The 22,186-nt window shown below is 60.9% G+C and carries 13 protein-coding genes, 1 tRNA gene and 1 pseudogene; 2 read left to right on the top strand and 13 right to left on the bottom strand.

Translation table 11 applies throughout. The features are described 5' to 3' along the window. Nucleotides 1–35 precede the first annotated feature (35 nt). The 10 genes from ABD928_RS13100 to ABD928_RS13055 all read right to left on the bottom strand — a co-directional run bounded on the left by ABD928_RS13100 (nucleotide 36) and on the right by ABD928_RS13055 (nucleotide 18,762). Nucleotides 36–866 carry a hypothetical protein gene (locus ABD928_RS13100; RefSeq protein ID WP_223276390.1) on the bottom strand — a complete coding sequence of 277 codons (831 nt, stop codon included), beginning with the start codon at nucleotides 864–866 and terminating at the stop codon, nucleotides 36–38. 237 nt (nucleotides 867–1,103) lie between these two features. Beyond that, on the bottom strand, nucleotides 1,104–1,907 hold the full coding sequence (locus ABD928_RS13095; protein WP_345169483.1) for an HNH endonuclease: 804 nt from the start codon (nucleotides 1,905–1,907) through the stop codon (nucleotides 1,104–1,106). Then, complete coding sequence (locus tag ABD928_RS13090) at nucleotides 1,904–3,904, bottom strand: GmrSD restriction endonuclease domain-containing protein (protein ID WP_345169480.1); 2,001 nt, start codon at nucleotides 3,902–3,904, stop codon at nucleotides 1,904–1,906. The genes ABD928_RS13095 and ABD928_RS13090 overlap by 4 nt, the downstream gene beginning before the upstream one ends. A gap of 57 nt (nucleotides 3,905–3,961) precedes the next feature. Further along, on the bottom strand, nucleotides 3,962–7,945 hold the full coding sequence (locus tag ABD928_RS13085) for an Eco57I restriction-modification methylase domain-containing protein (protein ID WP_345169477.1): 3,984 nt from the start codon (nucleotides 7,943–7,945) through the stop codon (nucleotides 3,962–3,964). After that, nucleotides 7,945–10,752, bottom strand: a complete 2,808-nt coding sequence (locus ABD928_RS13080) for a DEAD/DEAH box helicase (RefSeq protein ID WP_345169473.1) — start codon at nucleotides 10,750–10,752, stop codon at nucleotides 7,945–7,947. Before ABD928_RS13080 ends, ABD928_RS13085 begins: the two co-directional genes overlap by 1 nt. After that, nucleotides 10,749–15,878 carry a DEAD/DEAH box helicase gene (locus tag ABD928_RS13075; protein WP_345169470.1) on the bottom strand — a complete coding sequence of 1,710 codons (5,130 nt, stop codon included), beginning with the start codon at nucleotides 15,876–15,878 and terminating at the stop codon, nucleotides 10,749–10,751. The genes ABD928_RS13080 and ABD928_RS13075 overlap by 4 nt, the downstream gene beginning before the upstream one ends. A gap of 220 nt (nucleotides 15,879–16,098) precedes the next feature. Beyond that, nucleotides 16,099–16,488: a hypothetical protein gene (locus ABD928_RS13070; protein WP_345169467.1), complete on the bottom strand. Its 390-nt coding sequence runs from the start codon at nucleotides 16,486–16,488 to the stop codon at nucleotides 16,099–16,101. A 228-nt stretch (nucleotides 16,489–16,716) separates the two neighbouring features. Beyond that, nucleotides 16,717–16,992 carry a DNA ligase-like domain-containing protein gene (locus ABD928_RS13065; protein ID WP_187714902.1) on the bottom strand — a complete coding sequence of 92 codons (276 nt, stop codon included), beginning with the start codon at nucleotides 16,990–16,992 and terminating at the stop codon, nucleotides 16,717–16,719. Between the two features lie 636 nt (nucleotides 16,993–17,628). Beyond that, complete coding sequence (locus ABD928_RS13060; protein WP_345169464.1) at nucleotides 17,629–18,168, bottom strand: hypothetical protein; 540 nt, start codon at nucleotides 18,166–18,168, stop codon at nucleotides 17,629–17,631. Nucleotides 18,169–18,237: 69 nt separating this feature from the next. Then, on the bottom strand, nucleotides 18,238–18,762 hold the full coding sequence (locus ABD928_RS13055; RefSeq protein ID WP_187714904.1) for a hypothetical protein: 525 nt from the start codon (nucleotides 18,760–18,762) through the stop codon (nucleotides 18,238–18,240). A 225-nt stretch (nucleotides 18,763–18,987) separates the two neighbouring features. Here ABD928_RS13055 and ABD928_RS15440 point away from each other — a divergent pair. Further along, nucleotides 18,988–19,197 (top strand): annotated as a pseudogene (locus ABD928_RS15440) (excisionase family DNA-binding protein); the annotation flags it as partial. Nucleotides 19,198–19,211: 14 nt separating this feature from the next. Beyond that, complete coding sequence (locus ABD928_RS13050) at nucleotides 19,212–20,198, top strand: tyrosine-type recombinase/integrase (RefSeq protein ID WP_345169461.1); 987 nt, start codon at nucleotides 19,212–19,214, stop codon at nucleotides 20,196–20,198. Nucleotides 20,199–20,214: 16 nt separating this feature from the next. Here ABD928_RS13050 and ABD928_RS13045 read toward each other — a convergent pair whose 3' ends face one another. The 3 genes from ABD928_RS13045 to ABD928_RS13035 form a co-directional block, all read right to left on the bottom strand. Beyond that, complete coding sequence (locus tag ABD928_RS13045; protein WP_345169457.1) at nucleotides 20,215–21,066, bottom strand: helix-turn-helix transcriptional regulator; 852 nt, start codon at nucleotides 21,064–21,066, stop codon at nucleotides 20,215–20,217. 114 nt (nucleotides 21,067–21,180) lie between these two features. Beyond that, a complete protein-coding gene (locus tag ABD928_RS13040; protein ID WP_345169454.1) occupies nucleotides 21,181–21,678 on the bottom strand; it encodes a CBS domain-containing protein in 498 nt (165 codons plus the stop codon). A 346-nt stretch (nucleotides 21,679–22,024) separates the two neighbouring features. Next, nucleotides 22,025–22,099, bottom strand: a tRNA-Val gene (locus ABD928_RS13035). Nucleotides 22,100–22,186 lie beyond the last annotated feature (87 nt).

Below are 22,186 nucleotides of genomic sequence, written 5' to 3'. Positions count from 1 at the left end.
GGGCGGGGACGACAGGGAGGAGGCTCCGATCACACTCAATGGACTGAGCGAGCTTCATCTTCCGCGCCGAGAAGCGCGAAGATGGGTTGGAACTCACCCATAGCCCTCAAACACATAGAAGCGGCGAAAGGGAAGATCCTTCCAAAGATCACCCAACCCATCTGGCTCGATGGGCTTGTGTCGAACACAACATTCCCGCCTCGTTCAACGAGCAAGATCAAGTTGCTCCCTTTGTTGGGATGAACGAGATCGCACAGGTAGTCGTAGATGAACTCAACTGCCGGCTCCTCTTCTGCCCACTTTTCAAAACACGTTCCCACGCGCAGAGAGTTCGTCTCGAACTTACGTCGCTCTTCTTTCGTCGTTTTGGCGCGCTTCCTATCGAGCACCGCCTTCGCTCCCTCTTCGAAGTAGAGCGGCCAATTGAACCGCCCACCGTGGAGAAGAGTGTTTAGCTTGGACGATAAGGTTCTGGCGTTCTCCACCGAGATTGATCCCGTCTCAGCGGCATCTTGAATGAGGGGCATCATCTCCTTTGCGGTGAACCTCACCGTTGCGACGAGTTCTGCATACGCTCGCAAGGATTGGAATGCCGCTAGGAGATTGCCGGCGTTAACCTGATCGATGATTGCCCGCGAGAACAGGACCGCCTTGGTCCAGCTGAGCGTGAAGATGAGACGGCTGTTCTCGCGAATGGCGATCATCTCGTCAGGATGGGAGCTTTTGAACTGGGCCTGTGTCGTTGCGTGGTATTCGCGCAATAACCCCTCAGCCTGGACGAGCGCCTGCGCAAACGCTTCCATGCTCTTGCGCGCTTCGCCAGTGACAGCATTCAACGCCGCATCACTGAAACTTCTCGTTGTCATACCCACCTCCGGACTACGCTTGTTATCAACATGCCGCGGTGGATGGCAGATCGATACGGACCTCGGCTGATAGGCAGCACTAGGGTCAAGCATCGCGAATAATCCTAGGACTTCTCCTTGACGCAAGCGCTAAGCGATGCGGAGCGGGATCGCTTGGATTAGCTCGATTCCCGTCCTTGGCGCCCCTGCTAAGGTTGTTACATTCGTGCACGAGGTGATGCTCGCCTCAGACGTGGCTCAACCGTCGCCAAAACCAAAATGTCGGCGGTGCCATGAAAGCTGCTCTTTATGCTTCGGCGTTACCAGACGCAGTCTGGCTGTCTCTGGCTGCAGCAGCTCAAGCACTGTTGAATGAAGGTTGGGCTTGTAAATCGCGCGCCCTTCATTGGTGAAGCTCACCAAACCCTTGTCGAAAGCTGCGTCCCAATGTGCAGCGAGCAGCAAGCCATTCTCGGCATCAAGTCGTTCGGCATCATGGCGGCATAGTGCCCAAGGCACGATATGGCTCGCGCGCAGCAGTTCTAGCTGGGCGATACCGGTGACCGCACACTGGGCATCCCAATAAAGCAGCAGCGCACGGCGGAAGATGTCTTGACCCTTGCGCTGTTTGACCAACCGCTCGGCCTCGGTGTCGCCGAGCCCGCGCACTTCCACTTCGTATTCCGCAAGCGGCAGGGTGGGCAGGCTTGAAGCCAGCTGCCAAGCGCGAGAAAGCGCGCGGCGCATCTCAATCTGATCGACGAATCCGAAGGCCCCGCGGAACCGCCCCGGTGGCGGCGCGGCTGAAGCGGCATCCAATCGCTCGGCCACACCAGGATGCTCGACAGCAAGGAACCAGGCAGAGCCGTCGGCACTCACCGCCAATGCAATTTCACCCGGCACGTTCTCCTCGCTGGCGAAGAACAGCCAGCCGTTTGCGAGCCCCTTTTGACGGCGATAGCCGTGATTCGCGGCCGCTTCGATAAGTTCCGAACGCAGAGCAAATGGTGGGTCTTGGGCGCGGAGGTTGGTTTCCATGACGACGTCGAGGTCGCCGCTCACTCGGCCGCTTCGAGCTGCTCGTCGACGCCGATCGCTCCCCCGCTCGCACTCAAGATTTCGCGACGCACATAGTCCTTGAAAGTCTCGACGGACACGAAGCAGCGGTAGTTTGCAGCGTTCGCCAGGGCGAGCAGTTCGGCACTCTCATCCAGCAGGAGCGCAACTCGCTCGGTCAGCTCCGCCTGGACCCCATCGGGCCACGCTAGATCAAGCAAAGCGAGCTGCTCGCCGGTGTCGGGATCGACGAGCTCGAACGACACCTGACCGCGCGACAGTCCCTGTCCCTCCAGCCAATCATTCAGCTCAATCAGTGCTTCTTCTTCCTCGACGCTCGAAACGCCGCCGAGCACGTTCCCGGCCGCTGAAGCGGGCACACTCGCCAACGCGGGGTCCATCGCCGCCAACCAGCGCTCGTCACCATTCAGCAACTCTTTGAAAACTCGGTTTGCCTCGTCAGCGAGCAAGTTCCGGCGCGCGTCGAGGAACCGATCGAAGTTCTCGATCCGCCACAGCTCGGGATCCATCGGCACCCATTGCGAGGCTAACGCACCCGGATGACGCTTCTCGATCTCCGGGAAATAGACCTCCGGACGGGTGTCCGAGATCTTCAAGTTCGTGCCCTTGGTTAGGAAGCAGAAATTGGCGAGGGCGTTGACCTTCGCGCGCCCCACGTTCGCCTTGTAGAGTTGCGCCTTTGGGAAGATGTGATGCACCTCCAGGCCGCTCAATTTGCCGAGAAGCTCCGCCTTGAGCTCAAGTCCGGATCCCCAATCGCGCGCGCCACGCACCCGTGTCAGCATATAGAGGATGGGATAGAAGCGCGCGCCCACGCTCCAAGAGTCGAAATGCGACGGCTCCACGCGAAGGCCGCCGCGCCACAGCCGCAGCACCTCGATCAACTTGTCGAGCCCGCCTTCCGGTCCTTCCAGCGCCTCGAGGTCCACGTCGATGAAGCTTTCGACCGACCCCGAGAACCGGCCCCACATCGCGGCCTGGGTATACCAGAACAGCAGTTTGTCGCGCTCCACCGCGTCGAGCTGGCCGCCCCGGATGTCGAGGTAGCGGCTCATCACGGAGATCGCTCCGCGGCCGAACAGGACCCGGTCATGGTCTAGCCCCAGCCGCCCAGCGATGTAGTTGAGGCTGGTATCAATGTGCTTGCCCGCGCGCTTCAGCGCATCGCTAACCTCGGCTGCCGGCTTGTCATGCAGATAGAGGAACTTCGCCTCGCCCGTGAGGACGGTGTTCACCGAGCGCAGCAGCCAGTCGAGCGAAAAGTCGTAGCGATGGGCCTTCCAGCCGTCGAGCAGCAGTTTCATCCGAGCGCGAGCATCGGGCCAGCTTGCGCAGATCTTGGCGAGCGCGAGGTCGCCCTTGGACAGCTTGGTCCCGCCGCTATTCACCTTGTTGAAGATGTCCACCACGACGTCGAGCGTCATGTCAGGGCCGGTGATCTCCTCGATATGCAACCCGATGTCGCGGATGCCGAGCAGGCGGTTAAGCCGGCCGGCATACTCGCCTACCAACGCGGCGTGCTCCGGCCGCGTAGCGATTTCCGCGACTAGTTTGCCGAGCCCCTCGTTCCCGTGCGCGAAAAGCTGGCTAACATCGATCCAGAGTGGATCGTCGCGCATCGCGATCGGCTGGTAGAACTGGAACTCCTCGTTGGCGATGTGGAAATGCAAGCCTGTGAACGCCTGCTCGTTGCCGTCGAAGAATTTCGGCGCAGCGCCCCGGATGACGCCATACAGCGATGTCATGCGCTGCTGCCCGTCGAGCAACAGCTTTACGACGCCGGGCGCGAGCTCCTGGTCGCCACGGTGGATCGCCTCCTCGGATTGAGTGGCCCAAACCAGGAGCCCGCCGACCGGGTGCCTGCGGTAGAGCGACCCGAACAGTCCGCGCACCTGGTCGCGGCCCCAGACGTAGCCGCGCTGGAACTCGGGCAATGCCATGTGGCCATTGTCGATGTAATCGAGAATTGTGCTGATCTGCACGTTGCCTCCCTGTCTTGTCCCTCAGTGCCCATTCGCGCTTGATGATGTCACCGCCGCTTAACGATACCCATCCGTCCGTGGGCGCATGCCCTCGGCAATCAGGTTGTCGTAGGCGGCAAGCACCAGCCGGCGCGTGCGGTATTCGCCGAACTGGCGCTTTTCATTGTTCTGGAGGACGCGGAAAGTTTCGCTGGGGTAGTCGGCGCCCATTACGTCCTTCGGATCGAGCACGTAGCGCAGCTCTTCGCGGGTGAGGCCGTAGGCGAGGCCATACCAGGCGTCGAGCTCGGCGCGAAGCTGCGCGCGGCGTGGTTCATCCCAGGAGAACGGCGGGCCCTCACGGCCGAGGTCGCGGGCGAAGGGGGCCATGCTGTGGCTGGTGTAGGTCAGTTCCAGCACGCGGGTGACGATAAAGGCGAGGTCGGATTCGCTGTAGGCGGACGGCGGAAGAATGGGAAATTGGTTCAAATAGCCGTAGGTGAGGTGGTTACCCCCAACCTTCTGCCGAGCCACGAAATCGAGGGGCATTGAGGACAGATTGGCTTGAAGCGCCGCACATTGGCTCGGCTCAACATCAAAAAGGAATAACGGCATCGTGTGCCCCACGCCCGCCCTCGGTAACGCGGCGGCAATTGTTGTTCGCAACACGTGAGCGCTCGTGACATCACGCCAGCCTAGAAGCCAATCACGCTTCCAACCCTTCGATTGCAGTCGATCGTCAACCTCTCTTTTGGGCACCCAATAACGAGGGCTTGGGTCAAACTCATCGTCTTCCTTCTCGGCCTGCGTAACGTCCCTGCTCTCGGAGCCTTCGAAGGTCGCCCAGCGATGATCGAACTGGTGGATCATCTTTGCTTCGTAGAGCGGAACGTAACGCTCGCGCTCGTCCTCATCGGAGGTATCCATCTCCACAGTTAGCGGGGCGCGTGGATCGGCGTGATTGATCTTGATCCAGTCGGTGCCATCGCGAATCCAATTGTCATGTTCCAATTGCTCGGCGGTTCGGAACAGGCCGCTGTCGCTGGTCATGTTGAAGAGTCCTTGACGGAACTCCACGCCCCACGGGTTGGCTTCCGGCCCTGTGCCCTCATGGATCAGCACCGGCACACGGTTGTAGATGCGCGCAGTCAGCTCAGCGTCGTTCCGAGCGCGGAAAACCGGAGCGGTCCTGGTATTTGGATTGATCGCGGCAATCTCGCTGGGGGCGAGCAGGAAACGGCGGCGAGCGTCCTCCAGTCCCTCAACCTGCCGAAGAAAGAAAGCAAATTCTGCGCCTTCAGTATTGGACCCCAGCGTGAGCAACGCAAACCGAGTAGAATGATGGACACTCGGGAAAATAAACTCCTCGTTCTCAAAAGAATGAAGAGAAACAAGACGCTGACAGTCTACCAAATGGCCGAAGAATGGAGCTGTGGTGGCGTCGGTGGCGATGCCGGTGGGCACGATCAAGCCCGCTCGTCCGCCTTCGCGGGTCAGATTGAGGAAGTGTTCGGCGAACAATCCGTAAGTGTTCACCTTGCCGCGCGCGGTCAGGTCGAAACGACCACTAGCACGCGCGAACTCATTCATCGCATCGAACGTGCGCTTGTCGCGGGCAAACTCATCGAAAATCTCCGGGTGCTCGGTTTCGAGCGCGGCAATCGCCGCCTTCCGCGCCGCGCCCTTCATCTCCGCGATCTCGGGCACGCGGCTTTCGAAATATTCCTGCTCGCCTAGCTGGACGACTTCCCACGGCGGATTACCGAGCACGAGATCGAACCCGCCGCGCTCGATCACGATGTCAGGGAATGCCAACGGCCAATGCAGCGGCCGAGCAGCTTCGGCGGCATCGATCGCGGCGGCTTCCATCGGCCCATAATTGGTCCCACCGGCCAGCTTGCGACGCACGTCCGCCGTAGTCGGCACCATATCACGCCCGCGCACATCGGGCACCTCGGTCTTGGGTAGCAGGAACGCAGCGATGTAGAGATCGCAGGCAACCTTGGTGGCGTAGCGCGCCGGATCGTGCCGCCACGCCTCGAATCGGCGCTTTTTCTCCTCGACTTGCCCGACGGTGTCCTCGGGCATGCGCTTGATGATGGCAAGGTTAGCCGCCAGTTTCTTGGGTGGCATGGCTCCGCCGCCGCTGTGAAAATCGAAGGCGCCCTGGCCCTTCTTCGCGTCCTTATTGAGCTTGCCATAATATTTGGCCGCTTCCTTGCTGTCTCCGCTGAGCGGCTTGTAGGCTTCGTCTGGGATGCCTTCTTCAAGCGCGCCGAGATCGAACACCCCCAGCAGCGCGTCGCCACAGCGGATGTTGGCGTCGAGAAAGCCGAGCGGCTGGCCGGGGCTGACGCTCTCGATCCACAGCGCGACCTTCGCCAGCTCGACCGCCATCGGATTACGGTCGGTGCCGTGGATGCAACGGCTGACCACATCGCGCAGCGCGGCCTGCTTCTCCTCCTTGCCGGCATCGGGATTGCGCCACAGCGCCACCCGGTCCGCCATCCGACGCGCGGCACCGAGTAGAAAGTGGCCGGAGCCGCAAGCCGGGTCGATCACACGCAGGTCGAGGACGGCGGCGGCTCTGTCCTGGCTCGTCTCGGCGTTCGCCTCGGCCTTCTCCAGCACCGGATCGAGCGCTGAACCGAGCAGTGTCTCCACGAGGCTATCGGGTGTGTAGTAGCTGCCGCTGATCTTGCGCGCGTTGCCCTTGCCGGTGCCGAGCACGAACTCGCCGTTTGGAGCGAGGCTGGGCCGAATCTCGAGCAGGCTTTCGTAAACGCTACCCAGCTCCTCTGTCTTCATGTCGCGCCAGTTGATGCGATGCAGGCCGCCGTCAACACGGATGAAGCCGAGGTTGAACAGCGCCTCGAGGAAATGGCGATTGGAGATGCGCGCCTCGTTCAGAGTCGGCGTAGCGCCACGCGCGAACAGCCCACCGAGTGCGGGGAGGCCGAGCGCCGCCTCCCCGTGCTCCAAGGCGGCGAGCGCAATTTTCATGCCTTCCCAAGCGTCGTGGTGATGATCGCGCGCGACCCGGCGGCGCGATCGCTCACGCCAGAAGGTGAACGAGTAGTTCCCCGCATAGAGCGCGCGCACTCGTTGCGACACGTTACGTGGATGCAGCAGGTCCCGATCCTCAGCCACCGCCAAGAAGATCAGCCGATACACGGTGCGCAGCAACTCCTCGAACAGAGCCGTCAGCGAGAGCTCGTTCTCGACAATGCGTCGGCGAATGTCAGGATTGGCTTCGACCAAACCTTGGCCAAGTTGGCGAAGGGCTTCCTCGACTCCCTCCCGCAGGCGTTCGCGAGCGGCGGTGCCCTGTTTCAGCCCTTCCTCGCGCCACTGTTCGAGCGCGCAGTCTGAGGCCGCAGCGCCCTCGGCTCCGAACCGCGTGGCGTGCGTAAGCAACCACCAAGTAGTGAAGTCCGCAAACATCTCGTCTCGGAACATTGCTGCGAGATCCGCCTCGATCCATGCGGGCCGGGTGAGGCTTGCGTTGTCGCGCATCAGCCGCACGCGATCGCCGGCGAAAACGAGACCCCAGTAGAATTCCGGCTTGGCGTTCAGCCAGTCTTGGAGGAGCACGGTGGGGCTGCGGCGAGCGCGTCCGCCTTCACCGTCTCCAAACTCGGGCTGCGATTTAGCGAAAGCGTCTGCGCCGGGAACAGGAGCCGCGACCACGACTGGCACGCGCCCACCCTTCGCTTCCCATGCAATGCGAAACCGCCGGCTTCCCTCGTGGTGTTCGTGCGGGCCCGTCAGATCTGTGAACCCGAAGCATTGGATCAGAAGGTCGCGGGCAAACGCGGCGGTTTGAGTTACTGTGGGGCTTTCGATCCGGTCGAATTCGGACCAGAGCGCATGGCCGATGCTGTAATAGCGCGCGATCTCGTCGCGCAGCGTAGTGCCCTTGGGACAGGCGTAATCTGCAGCTCCTTTCGGGCCCATCTCAGCGGCAGCAATTTTGACGATCTGCTCAGGAGCAATCAGGCCGCCTTCTACTACGACGGCTTCAAGCGCTAGGGCGCCCGTGCGCGAACCGATGCGGACCATCAGTTCGCCTCTGGAACGAGCACGTAGAGGCCAATGACATCGGCCGGCAGGACTGGCGCGACCTCCGTCGTCGCACCCTCGCCGCGGGTAGCAGACTTCACCCTATCATGGTCCTCGCCGAGTTTCGCGGCGCGTTCATGCGCGTAGGAGGAGATCGCATCTTGGCATCCCGGTAAACGGTTGAGTGCTTCATTGACCTGCCTGGCGATAACCGGCGTAGCGACGTCGCCCGCGGCAGCCTGTTCGATCAAAGCCAGTGCCTCGGGACCAGTAGCAAGTGGGATGGTCTCTCCGCGCTCGAAGGCGACGGCGCTCGCTTCCTCCGCCAGCAGTGTCTTTCGCCCACTTGTCGTGAGAGTAAATCGCAGCCGCAGCAGAAGCACCGTGGTCAGCTTGTTGACTGCTGTGGAGCGCCACGCACCAGCTCGCCCCATAGGCTTGGCGCCGGTCACCCCGTCAGGATCGAGCGCACCCTCGCTAACGCTTTCGGCCAGCATCGACACAAGCGGATGCGTGCGGCCAACGTGGGTCGTGTCCGGCAAGGGGTCATCGTGAAATGATACCAGCCGCGTGCCGGTCAGACCGCGCGCCGCGAGCCGTTCCTGCAATTGCTGGGGCAGCTGGTCATAATGCACACGCCATGCGCTGCCTGCCTTACCCTCAACGTCGCCCATCGGCACGTCGATGCGGGCCAGAGCTCGACGGGTGAAGCGCTCCACTTGCTCCGGGCCACCGAGGAGGTCGCGCATCTTGTGCCATTCCGGCAGGACTTCTTGCGGCTGCAGCGCGGTCTGCGCGTAGCGCGTGCGGCTCTTCTTGGCGTTTGCCTCCGCATCGCGCCATTCGGCATCGAGCTGCGCCTCCGCATTGCCGAAGTCGAATGTGCCTTGCGCGCGGGGGGCGCTAGAGCGGAGCAGCATCGCTTGCATCAACGCGTTCGTAACGCTGGCGGAATCCTCGGGGATCGGCACGGTGACGCCCGTCTCCCTCGCAATTCGCTCGGCTTTCTTGGTGATAACGTCGAGCACGGCACCGTCGATCATCGAGTTCTCGCCGAACATCATTACCGACCAGACCTCGCGCTCAGGCTGGCCGAAGCGGTCGACGCGCCCTTCTCGCTGCTGGTGACGGGTGGGATTCCAGTTAAGGTCGTAGTGGACCACGGCGTTGAACAGCGCCTGCAGGTTGATGCCTTCCGAAAGACAATCGGTGGCAACGAGGATACGGTGCGGATAGTCGGCCAGAGCTTCTACCCGCACGCGGCGTTCGTCGGGCGTTAGTCGGCCGGTGACGATCTCTATTGTATGCTTCTTGAATTGCTGTCGAAGTGCTTCGCCTACGGCCTCCGCGGTCGAGATAAAGCGACAGAAAACCACCGGCCTGGCGCCCTTAGCATCGAGGTCCTTGAGGTGCTGCACGAGCTTGCGCAGTTTGGGATCATCCAGGGGGCGCGCGGCCAGCGCTTCGGCCTGATCGATCAGCCTTTGCAGCGCCGCGGTTTCCTCTGCTTTCGGTGCCGTCGCCGGCTCGACATCGCTTTCGATGAGCTGACCGTCGTCCTCGTCTAGGATGGCCGTTTCGAGCGCGGCCTCGTCCGCCATGCCAACAAGCCTATTTCTGAGCGCGCTGATCGCCGCCGCAGGCGAGGAGCCGACGCAGCGCATCAGTGCCAGCGTGCCCCAGAACGCGAGCCGCCTCGCACGTTCCCCGTCCGAGCGGGTGGCAACGCCGACGCAGTAATCGAGCACGTCTTCTTGGAACGTTTGAGACTCGCCGGAGAGAACGTAGGAAGCTGCTGAGGCCGGGAGCTTCATCGGCTTGGCGAAAGCACGCTCGGCGCCCCAGTTGTCCATGATGTCGGGCCGGCGGCGCTGGACGAAGTGCTGAGCAAGGCGGCGGCGATAGCGCTCCAGAGCGTTCGCATCCGGCGTATCGGGTTCGCTCGTCAGGTCTACGTGCAGCAGGCTCAGCAGGCGCGCGTAGGCGTCCTGGTTCCCACTGTGGGGTGTTGCGGTCAGCAGCAGCATGTGCCGGCTCTCGTCGTCAGCGAGCCGCTGCAGCAGCGCGAACCGTTGTTGTGTTCCGCACTCGTTTCCGCCCACGCAGGTGTGCGCCTCGTCGACGATGACCATGCCGGGACAGACGTCAGCGAAGCTGTCGCGGCGGGTGTCGGCCTTTATGTAGTCCAGGCTGACGACCGTATAGGGGTAGGCGGAAAATATGCTCTCTGAGAGGGCAAGGCCGCGCTCCAGCCCACGGGCGCGCGAGGACGTGACCGCGACGGCATCGATGTCGAACTTTTCCGCCAGCTCCCTGACCCACTGGTCAACCAAGTGCGGGGGGCACAGCACGGTGAAGCGATCGACCTCGCCGCGGTCTATCATCTCCCGCACGATCATGCCGGCCTCGATCGTCTTGCCGATGCCGACATCGTCCGCGATCAGCAGCCGCTTCGTATCGAGGCGCAAAGCCATGAGCAGCGGCACGAGCTGATAGGCACGCGGCTCCACGCCCAAGTGCGCGGCGGAGCGGAATGGCCCCGCGCCGCGCCGGAGCGAGAGGCGCAACGCATCAGCGAGCAGGCGGGCAGCCTCCTGCGTGTCGAGGCTCTCCGCCGTTGGCGGAGCGAATGCCGTGCTGACGATCGGCTGGCGCTCGAGCAAGGGCGCGATGGTGATGGCGTCCTCTTCCGACCCTGAGAGCGGCCGCACCCGCAACAGCCCGTCGCGCTCCTGCTTGTCGAGCACGATCCAGTCCCGGCCGCGCGCTTTGACGAGATCGCCGCTCTGCAATTGCGCGAGGATCATGCATTCACTCCAAGCGCCAGTGCGAGTTCGGCAGGAATCGATTCTCCCGGCCTTTCGGGCAATTGAACGAGAACCCGCCCCATGTCCTCGCACCTCTGCGCTAAGCCGACTGGCGCTGACCCGACTGTCGCCATGACCATCAGATCCGGCCAGCACAGTGGATAGGTGCACCCTGCGATGGATTCAGTGGTGGGAGCCGGAGCGCCCCACTTCTCCAGCGCCTCCACCCAGCCCTCGCCACCCCGCGGTTGCGCTTCGCCGCGCATCACCTCGCACCGCGTCAGACGATCTAGAAGCGATTGAACCTGGCCGTCGCTCCGCTCAATCAGCTCATGGTCGGGCTGGTTGTAGTAGGACAGTAGGCAGCGGTAGCAACCTTCCACGCAGGCATTGTCGCTGTCGTGCAGTGCGCCATCATCGTCGCGTTCGAGGTGAAGGAGATCAAGCGCCGTCGACGCCAACGTGCGCCAGCTGTCCGAGCCCGTCATCAGCCGCTTGAGCACGCCCGCGCCGCCCTCCGATGCCTCGTAAAGCAGGATCGCCTTGCGATTGTCCCGAGTAGGCAACGGCTCGCCAAGCAGTTCCCCGGTTTCCAGCACATGGACCGTCTCAATGGCGCGAACGAAGGCGTGCTGCAGGGTCGCCATCTGCACAGGACCGAAGCCAAGAGAGGGGCTGAACTGCACCAATAGTGCGTTCTTGGTATCCTCGACCATCGGCACGATGGACTGGCGGCGGGCGCTTTTCGGATCGGCGCCTTCCTCCTCGCCTGCCGCCTCGTTCTTCAGCCAGCGGCCGGTCAGGGTATCGATGTCAAAGCCGGTAATCTCTTGCGCCTTTCGACGCCGCAGCCCGAGATTAGCGCGGGCCAGCACAGTCTGCGGCCCATAGCGGAGCGTAACGATGGCGCCTTCGCCATCCCCCAGAACTAGCTCCTTCTGTCCGCCATCGGGCCAAGTGAAGATGGTGCGCACATCGAAACCGCGCCGTTGCCGATCCTCGTCATTCGCAGTGATCCGTGCGCCGGGAACGGCCTCGACGTTCTCGATGCGGTAAAGCTTCGAGAGGCGCCCCTCGCTCGTCAGCGGCGAAGCGCACACGGCGCAGCGTTCCTGCGTCTCGCCATCGTGGCCCGCGCCGCATTCGGTGCAGCACGTCAACGTCCGGGTAGCGAGATTCCCTTCCTGGTCGCGCGTGCCGGCGGGGAGTTTGGCACGGTTGCAGCGGTAGGCCTTCCCCTCGTGATAAACGAGGCTGTTCGGTCCGAACTCCGCGATCGCGAGGAAGCGCGGCCGTTGTAGGACAGTCGAGCCTTTTTCGGCATCTACGAACGCATAGAGCGGCAATCGTGGGAAGTTGTAGCCGGGCAGGAATCCCTCCGTGGCCAGGTAGCGGTATGAGTAAAAATCGGACCCGCTGCTGGCGCGACCGCTGTCTAGCAGTTCCAGCTGCTTGTTCGCCCGATGCTGGCGCGCTCCTGCCTCAGCCCGCTGCTCTTGGGAGAGACCCATCCGTCGGACAATCTCCTGAGCCGCCTCGAGCTCTTCCTGGGTCGATTCGCGAAGCTTCCTCCACCTGTCGAACGCTTCGTTGAATGCGCCTGCAGCTTCGAGCCAGAGGCGTTCCACGAACATCTCGACCGTGCCGAGACCTTCTGCAGCCAGAGCAAGGTCATCGACTGCTGCTCGAACCACCGCAATCGCACGCCTGCACGCAGTCTCGTCGGCACTCGCCTCAGAAGCCGCGGCGGCAAGTTCGGGCGACAAGGGTAACCCTTCGATCAGTTCAAGATTGGCGGGAATGGCGGCTTCGAGCGGCTTGACGCACGCAGCCAGCCATTCTGCCTGAACGTGCGCCGTGAGAAGGTCTGGGTTGGCCAAGTCGATCGCCGGCGGACGAACGACACCGGCAACTAGGTCACTGCGACGTTCGAAGTAGTATTGGTCGTGGGGGCTCTGAGCGGCGCAATAGGTCACCACGAGGGCTGCCTGGCCGCTGCGCCCCGCACGACCGGCCCGCTGGACGTAGTTCGCCGGCGTAGGTGGAGCATTGCGCAAGTAGACGAAGTTCAATTGCGAGATGTCGACACCGAGTTCCATTGTAGGGGAGCAGAAAAGCACTGGCAGGAAGTCCTGCGGTTCCCCCTCGTTGCGCATTTCGCCAACCTCCTTGGCGATCTGCGCGACGTCGGTGGGGCCGTAACGGAAGCGATTCTCGCGCCATTCCCGGACCTCGCTTTTGACCTGCGCTGTGTGCTCGCGCGCCTCAAAGCCGAACGGCAGCGCACCAGGATCGGCAAGCCGCATCGCGACATCCGAATAAAGCTGGGAGAAGAAGGCGTTCTCCTGTCCCCGTTTCGTATCACCCGTTCCCTTGTGAAGCCTCACAGCATCCGGTGCGAGGCGCCATCCGGTAAGATCCCGCGTCGAAAATTTACGAGCGATGTAGTGGCTCTCTGCCGCGAGCAGCATCGCCGCTATCAACGCCTCGCGGTCTGTGACCGATAGGCTGCCCGCCAGCTTGCCGATGTCGCGACCCAGCACACTCCGGCCGGTCGCCCGGATAACGTCTCGTTCCCCCTTCTGGCGCGCGCTTCCTATGACTAGGGTGCCTGCTCGCGAGAGGCTCTCTCGCTCTTCCTTGCCGATAGCCCAAGGATCTTTGAGTAAGTGCCGCGAGCGTTCGGCGACTTGGTCGAGATCCGTGGCGTCCAGGGCGTCGACGGCAACAGCAAGTCCCTGTCGCATCGCGTCAAACAGGCGCGTGAATACCTTTTTCCTAACGTCGATCGTCAATTCGGAAAGTAAGGCGAAGCCCCTGCGCTCTGTATCGCTAAGATCACCCTGTAACCCCGCTCCAGCGCAAGCATCCTCGTCAGCCGCAAGTGATGCGGTCGCAGGATAAGCGACACAGATGAGCCCAAGTTGGTCGAGGTTGGGATTGGTGTAACGCCACCCGCGTCGCAGGTCGGTCCATAGCCGATGCGCCAATACCCGGTTCAACGTGCGTTTGGCGTCATCGAGTGCCGCAAAATCGCGTCGGCCGGTATCCTGCATCCACTCGGCCCGGCGCCGTTCGTTCTCCGGTTCGAAGCCAAGAGCCTTACGCAGGGCGTTACCGAACTCTTCGTGACTGAGCCCGTCCACGCCGGCTTCTTCCACCGCGCGCAGCATTGCGCCCCGTAGGAGTGTGACGAAAATGAAGTCGTTGAAGTGCCCAGCCTGGAGGGCCGCATCCTGCCGATTATCAGTGAACCCCAGCAGTTTTCGACGGTGTTCGTCCTCAGGCGCGCGGGCACGATCCATCCAGTCGAGCGCCGCGGTCGTAATCATCGTCGTGGCAGAGCTTCGGCCCTCGGACGAAAGCCCCGCGAGCTTGTTGATGTCTCGGGCCTGGGGGGCTGGTTCGTAGCGACACTGCGGGCAGAAACGGAACTTGCCAGGGAAGAACCATGAGCGGAGCCCGATGCCCTCGCCCTTTTCGCGACCGTCCCGTGCGAGATGCATCAGGCGGCCCTCGTGCTTTCCACGATGGCTATTCCTCAGACGAGGACCTGAACTACCCTCTTCAAGCCAAGCATCGGGATAGTCCTCGACGTTGCCGGCGAAGGCGAGATCGCCTGCTGCGTCCGGCACGAGGAAGCCCGTCCAATTGCCGTCCAGGTCAGGTTCGTCTCGCGGAGTTGCGTCGATTGAGCGAGGAAGAACCTGCCCCTCGCTGTCAATCGACACACTGTGCACCTCCTGACCGCACTCGCGGCAGAAGAAAACAGGATAGAGTCGTGCATCCGGTGTATCACGATCAAACTTCTCGCCGGCAAGCGAGACAGTCCGCTTATCAACTGCCTCGAGTGTAGAGTGTGCATGGCCGGCGCCCGCAATGAAGCGGTGCAGCTTGAACGCCATGAACGCGGGATCCGGCGCGTTCCTGTTGTCACTCATGATCACGAGTTGCCGCATGAGCGCTTCGCGGCATGTCTTCTCGTCCAGGCCGGAATGTGCCCCCAGGTCTCGCGCGGCCTGGGTCAAGGTCATTGGTGGCCTACGCCTAACTGTTTCGCCCAGATGGAGTCCTACCTGCTCCTCAACCCAAATCGCCAACGGATCGGTTTCAAAGTCGGCGGGGCCCGTATTTTGAGATGGCTCCACTATGGCCCGGCGCAGCGCGTGAAGGTATTCTGCTTCATTCGTTGGCTTGATGGTGCGACGCTGGAGCGTCTCGGTAATGACATCGTCGGGTAGGACTGCGCTCCCGAACAAGCGGGTGCCTACTTCCGCGACCGCAAGGCGTCCGGCATCCTCGTCGCCGGACGCCATCGTCGCCGACGTGCCGACACACAGCATCTCAGGCGATCCCACGCGCTCGCGAACTCGCCGAACGAGCATCGCTACGTCAGCGCCTTGCCGGCCGCGGTAGGTATGCAGCTCGTCGAGCACGAGAAACTCTAGGCCACGCATGTTCTCGATGACGGCGCGGTCGAGATGGTCCTGCCGCGTCATCAGCAGTTCAAGCATCATAAAATTTGTGAGGATAATGTCTGGCTTTTCGGCCGCCGCTGCCCGGCGCTCGCTGTCCTGTTCCTGCCCGGTGTAACGTCGGAATGTAGGCCGCAACTCGTCGGGCAAACCGCACCCGCCGATGAACTTTTCTAGTTCTTCTCGCTGGGAGTTCGCCAGCGCGTTCATGGGATAAATAATGACAGCACGTGTGCGTTGAGGCTCACCTGCCCGCCGTGCTTTTAGGATGCGGTCGATGATGGGCACGAAAAAGCACAGCGACTTACCCGATCCAGTGCCCGTCGTGACGATGTAGTTCTTACCTTGCTGCGCCTTCGAGAGCGCCTGCTCCTGGTGCCGGTGCAAACGAATGGGCTTGCGAGGCTGGCCCGCGGCAAAAACCTGCGGCAGACCGGCATCAATGAAACCGTTGGCGGCGAGCGCTTCCAGCGTCTCTTGGGCCGGTCGAAAATTCGGATTCAAGCCGATCAAGGGCTCAGGCCAGAAGGCGTTGCTCGCGTAGATCCGGTCGATCTTGGCCTTCAGATCCTGTGCTCGGATCGATGTGAATGAGCGCGTGAAGTCTTGATAGCGCGCGACCAGCTTCTCATCGAGATCGAAGACATTCACGGCAGCTTTCCCACCAGCTCGAGTGCAGCCGAGAAGGAACGGCCCTCAAATTTGACCCGATTCTCAAGTGGCCGATTAGGCAGATGCTCAGCCGCGCGCACACCCTCGCCGCGCGGCATCAAGTCCAATGTGGGCAACCCTGCTCCCCCGCTACGCTTCAACCCGAGCAAAGCGACAGTAGCCGGAGAACACCTGGTATCGCTAGCGGGAAGAAACACCGCTACCGAAGCCCGAACTCAAGTTCCTGACTGATCCTTTGAATGTCGGGGCATTCGCCGAGTGACCGTCCCGCGTTGCGGGCCGCGTCCATCGCCTCGAAGATTTGGTCGACGAACCGTGAGATCACTTCCCTCTGTCTTGCCGCAGCCTCAGCTTTAGCTCGTTCCCGCTGGATAGCCTCGGCATCGAGCCGCGTCTCAATCGCGCCAATTGTCTCGGCGATCCTGGATGCCTTCACACATCCGCGCCTGGCAAACTCTCGCGAAACGGTAGGTGGCGAAACCCCGAGATCTCGCGCGATCTGCACGGCGTGGCGTTCACCTAATTCATAGGAGGCGGCGGCGGTATCCCACTGCTCTTTACTAATCCGATTCGGTCGTTGTAGCGGCATGCGTCAGTATAGCATGGCCGAAGGCCAAATGCATGAAAGTAATGTTTCCCGTCAGGTGCCAGCGTCGGTGAATTTCATCAGAAATGGCACAAAACCGCCAGGACTCTGTAGGGCACAAACTACTCTTGATGCTTTCTTGATTGGATGGTGGACTATGCACTGCCAAACATTCACAAGCGCTCGAGCAGTTCCGTAAGAACCAGCCGCTAATTTGGCGCGAGGCCAAAGCTATCCAGAGGGGCCCTCAGCCGAAACAAAGCCCCACTCTCCGTCAGGGTCGCGTAGGACCAATCCTTCGCACCCGAACTCAAGAGCTTCATAGACGGCGTCGTTGGCAGGCTCGTTGAGCTGCTGAAGTTCCAATTCGCGTAACATGATGGTGTCTGGGTCGCCCCCAACCACCCAGAGATAATGCTCAAAGATCTCCGAGGCTCGATCGACATCAGCCGCCAGGACGAACGCCTCGACTGTTCCGAGGTCCCGCATCTCGGATATGCGGATCATGACACATCTCCGGGATGCTTAAGAGTGGACAGCCGATCGAACTCGGCTTGCACCCGCGAGATTCGCCAGCCTTCACCGTGTTGATACGTTCCGAAGCCTTGCTGTTCCCAAGACAGGGCTTCGCGAAGGTGTTCCTGGCAAGGACGGGCGACAGTATTGGGGGTCAGCTCCAGAACCCAGACCTTTGAGGGCCTGACGCTCTCAAGGACGATACAGACTGAATAGAGCTCTAGGGCCTCGTCCGAGTCCTCGGCAAATAGATAGCGGCAGCACCCCGCATCCGTAGAACAGTAGAAGAGCCTCACTTCGATAACCTCATGACGTTGTTGACGATGAGGTCAGAGTTACCGTTACGCTCTCATGGAAGCGGGTGGCTTCGTATTGGCTTACGTCGCTGCTGGTAGCGCCCTGCGGCCGCTACCAGGCGTCGCCTACGCTGCGCTCCGGCTTGCCTGTTATTCTTGAGTGGTCCCTATGAGCTTCTGAAAGCCATACCTCTGGATCACCACGGCGCTGAGCGCGTAGCGTCCGACCTGCCGATCGGGAGCTCGTCGCGAGCATCTTGTGATGACAAGATCCACTCGTGCCTAGGCTCCGCGTCCGCGCGACGATCAGGGACGCCTCGATGCCGATTGGCTATTGGTGCGTCCGACACCTTCGGACGGCAGCTCTCCGTTGATGGCGAGGTGCGCATCGGCGTTCCTTGAGCTTGTCATCTCGATGGAAGTCCCACGAGTGCAGATAATCGTGGTCGTGGCGCAGCGCCTCCTTCGTGCGATAGACTGCAGCGCCCCGATCGAAGTCGGCCGTAATGTGGATTGTGCCAGACCCCTCGGTTACCTCTTGCCAGATCTGTTCCAGCTTCCATTCCCATGGCAGCTGTCTGAGCTGGTCACCCCATTGAGCCTCGGAAAGGTCGGCGAAGCAGTGGAGGTGAGGATTGGTCGAAAGCTTCTCCGGCAACGCAATGACTTTGAGTCGATCATGTGAATTGCGCAGGTGCACATGCCTGCATCCGAGCATGTAGCTATCCCAGCGGAAGGTGGTGCGACGGAACATCTCGGTAAGCGCTCGGTCATTGATGTCGTCATGCCGATTGGGTGCGAGATCAATCGCGTGCGTCGCCGTCGTCATGATCCACTCGACGAGTCCTAGGCGCCGGGAGGTTCGAGACATTGGGGATGATGATGTTGCGATCATATGAGGCTACATCATAGCCTACGTGTGCGTGTTGTTCAACACGCATTATGCCGATCGTAACGCTGTAGCGAACCTTTCCATGAGCCGGCGCGGCATCCCGTCGGAGCGGGCATATGGGACTGCTGCACGAATCAGCTCCATGACGGGCACCTCCGCAAGTGAGAGCCAGCGCCGCTCCGGCCTACTCTCGGCGACAATCTCTCTCATCACCTGGCGGTGCTCGGCAGGGAGCGTCGACAAAGGCCGGCCGGCGATCGCCTCGAGCTCGTCCACGAACTCGTCAGATGATGACGTAATCAGACTCCAATCGACTTCGTCATGACGTTGGTGAAGCACAGCGAGGAGGAACTCTCTCTCTGGTAAACCTACAGCCCGAGCAATGTCGGTTGCGCGATCAACAGGGATCGGAACCCGGCCGTTGGCCATGTGACTGAGGACAACGGCCTGCTTGTAGCCCAGCTCCTTGCCTATCGCGCGCACACTCATGCGCTCCGTATCCGCCTTCCGCCGCAGCGCGCTCGCAAGTAGCTGCGCCGCACGGGTGTTCGCGTAGGGATGCTCATCGACCATGCAACGATCCTATCAATAATCTATTTACAAGAACACATGCGTGTCATATAGCACGCATATGACAACGATAACCAAAGCGCCGGCGGTTGAGCTGGCACAAAAACTACGATGCGCTGCTAGCCGGCGTTCGATGCTCCGTTTGACGCCCGAGCACGTCGCGATCCTCATGCAGCCGCAAATATACGGTCGAATAAGCGACCTCGAAGCAACGGAATTGAGGGCAGCATGTCTCTGACCAGCAGGATAAGCCTCGCGGAAGCCAGCGATGAGAGCGGCTGCCACGCAGTCCAATCAGTCAGAGCCACACGGCCCTACACGCCTGAGACCCTCTCGGAGCGGTGGAGCTGCAGCGCCGAGAAAGTGCGCCAAATGATCCACCGTGGCGAGCTTGCTGCCTTTCCGCTTGGCAAGCTCTTCCGCATCCCCGCCCTAGAAGTTGAGAGATACGAATGCGCCCACTTGCGTCCAGTGAAGAATATGAACTCGTTCCACACCGAGGCAAGCTCGCCGTTGCTATCGGAACGGGAAAGGCTCGCCGTCGGATCTCGACTGGCACGTCTGACCCTGGTCTCGCCCGAGTAGTCGCACGGCAGATCTGGGAGAAGCTTCACGCTCCAGCTTCCGAGCGTCTCGACGACCTTTGGAAGCACTATCTTGCCGACCGCCGCAAGGATCGGAAGGATGTGACCCGGCAGGAGAACGCTTGGAAGCACCTTCAGCCAGTATTTGGTCACTTCCTTGGCACCGACATCAGCAAGGACGATTGCCGCGCCTATGCAAAGTTGCGGCGGCGTTTTGGTGCAGCACCAGGAACCGTGAGAACGGAACTCGAATATTTGCGGGCTTGTCTAAACCTTCGCTACGGTCGGGGTCACAATCGAGTATGGCTTCCGACTGGGAGCCCTCCTCGCGATCGATACCTGACGCGAGAAGAGTTCGATATGCTGCTGAGCAACGTCCAAACCGCGCATGTGCGACTGTTCATCATCCTAGCGATGACGACCGGCGCCCGCATGAGCGCAATTCTGGAGCTCCGGTGGGATCAGGTGGACTTCAAACACCGGACTGTAAACTTCAATTCCCCGGAGCATGAGCAAACTAACAAAAGACGTCCGGTGGTGCCTCTCAACCAACGGGCCCTTGCTGCTCTTGAGGACGCTGCACGCGGTGCTTTGACTGCTTTTGTGATCGAGTGGAGCGGGGAGCGCGTAAAGAGCATCAAGAAGGCCGTCAGAATGGCGGCGAAGCGTTCGGGCATTCCTTGCTCACCTCATGTCTTCCGCCACACCGCCGGTGTTTGGATGGCTCAGGCCGACGTGCCCATGCAGAAAATCTCACAGTTCTTGGGACACACCTCGACGCGTGTCACGGAGCGAACCTATGCGCGCTACTCGCCTTCATTCATGAAGGATGCCGCGGCAGCGCTGGAGTTTTGACGCCGCCGCACTTCACTCAGCTTTGAAGCAATACGTCTTCGGGCAATTGTTCGTCCTCGTCCTCGCCTTCCCACTTCGATCGGCGGAATGCCGCCGAAACATACTCGAGCGGGACGGTGCACAGCGCGATGTGCGAGTTTAGTATCAACACCTCCTCGCCGTCTGCATCGACAAAGGATACCTGACTTAGGAAGGAATCATCGTCCGCGCCGTCATACATCTCGAGATAGTGGAATATGTCTGAGAGATTATCCGCCTCGCCCGCTTGATCATCGTCTTCGTCATCCACCTGATCCGGCTCGACGTCGAAAGTTAGCGGTTCGGTCGAGTCCGTGAGCCACACCTTCAACGGCTCTTCATCTTCCGCGCTCTCAACCCCTTCACTCACAGGGGCGCCGACATCGTATAAGAACTGGCAAAAAGACATTTCTCTGAGATTGAGGGCCACCCTCTCAGTGGGCGTGTCAAAGACCACGAAATAGTAATCCAATCGGTTTTTAAGCACGGATTGGAGTCGCGCCCGATCCTTTAGGCTGATGTTGAAGTCGCGTGCGAAGCCGCCGCGCATTCTGACATCCAGCCGGTAGTGACGAGGATCTATGTCGATACCCGCTTTGGCCAACGCGATGGCTCTTTTATCGAGCGGTGCGACTTCCTCAGGCACCTGGACCGTCTGCGAAGCCGGGAACAACTCGCGTATCGGAGCTTGGAGCGCGTGCGCGAGCTTGCGAGCAAGGTCGACCTTGGCTGCTTGGAACCCAGACTCAATCCGCTGGATCTGTTGCTGGCTTGTGCCTGCAAGCTCCGCCAATTGGCGCTGGGTCATACCCCTCTTCAAGCGCAGTGCTCGGATATTGTTTTGAATCATCGACTAGCTCCCTGAACCGTTCAGAGAACATAGTTTGACACGTTATAGTGTCAAGATACACGTTTGTGTGTTATGGTATGTATGCATGTGTCTACGGCGAAACATCGGCGACCGCTAAGTCGAAGAACTCGCTAGGACGTCCCAAGGCGTAATCATCCGCTGCAGCGCTTCGGTGCTCTTTCCAGACGCAGTGACGAAAATGGCCCCCACGCGGGTCGTTGGGGTCTCCAAAGCAACGAACATGTCCGTGAGGTCGTCTAGCAGAGTTGTCGGCCTTACGAACCTAAATGCCTCGGTGTGACCTGCGTCGAGCCGGCAATGCCGCAAAATCTCGCTGACCGTCATGTCACGAGCGATGATTGTCTCCGTATCTGCCCACAAATGGTCGAAGACCGCTGACTCGTTGAACACTCCAACCACCGCATCGCGCTCATCGAGTATGGGTAAGTGGCTAAACCCGCCCTGCCTCATCGCCTCTGCTAGATCACCGAGCTTATCGGTCAGCTTGGCGACGACAATCTCATTTCGCGAGACGCCTACTCGGCTCGCCACGGGGGGATTCTGCAGGTGACGGAGTAACGCCTGCACTTCAGCGAGGAACGACTCTGTCACTTGAACAGCGCCCCCCTCCGACCTGTGTTGGGGGTGCTGGAGAGCGTTCCGAACATCTTTCACGTAGAAAAGGAGAGTGCGGTTCCTCCGCACTAAGCCGTCATGGCTCGCGGCTCTGTCGATCTTAAATTCGACTGACGCCGCATCACCTGCGCGGCGATTGACCTCCGCCTTGACCCTCTCGAAGGTGCGAATGAACTCTTCCGTTATGCGATCCAAATCCACATCTCCGCCCGACCCCGCACTCCAATGGCCGGCATCCTCATCTTTGGTGCAACTGCACCAGCCGAACCCTGCAGGCAGAGTTAGCGCTTTTGACTAAGCACCTGAGATCACGAGAGAAAAATGGTGGGCGTGGCAAGGATTGAACTTGCGACCCCTGCGATGTCAACACAGTGCTCTACCACTGAGCTACACGCCCACTCGGGAGGCGCATGTAGAGAGCGGCGGCGGGTGGCGCAACCCTTTGTGGCGGCTCTTCGGCGGTTGCGTGCCAAGGGCGGAGATG

Origin of the sequence: Sphingomonas daechungensis, assembly GCF_039543105.1 — a bacterium.
Lineage (GTDB): Bacteria > Pseudomonadota > Alphaproteobacteria > Sphingomonadales > Sphingomonadaceae > Sphingomicrobium > Sphingomicrobium daechungense.
The sequence above is the reverse complement of the archived record's forward strand: the minus strand, read 5'-3'. Positions and strand labels throughout refer to the sequence as shown.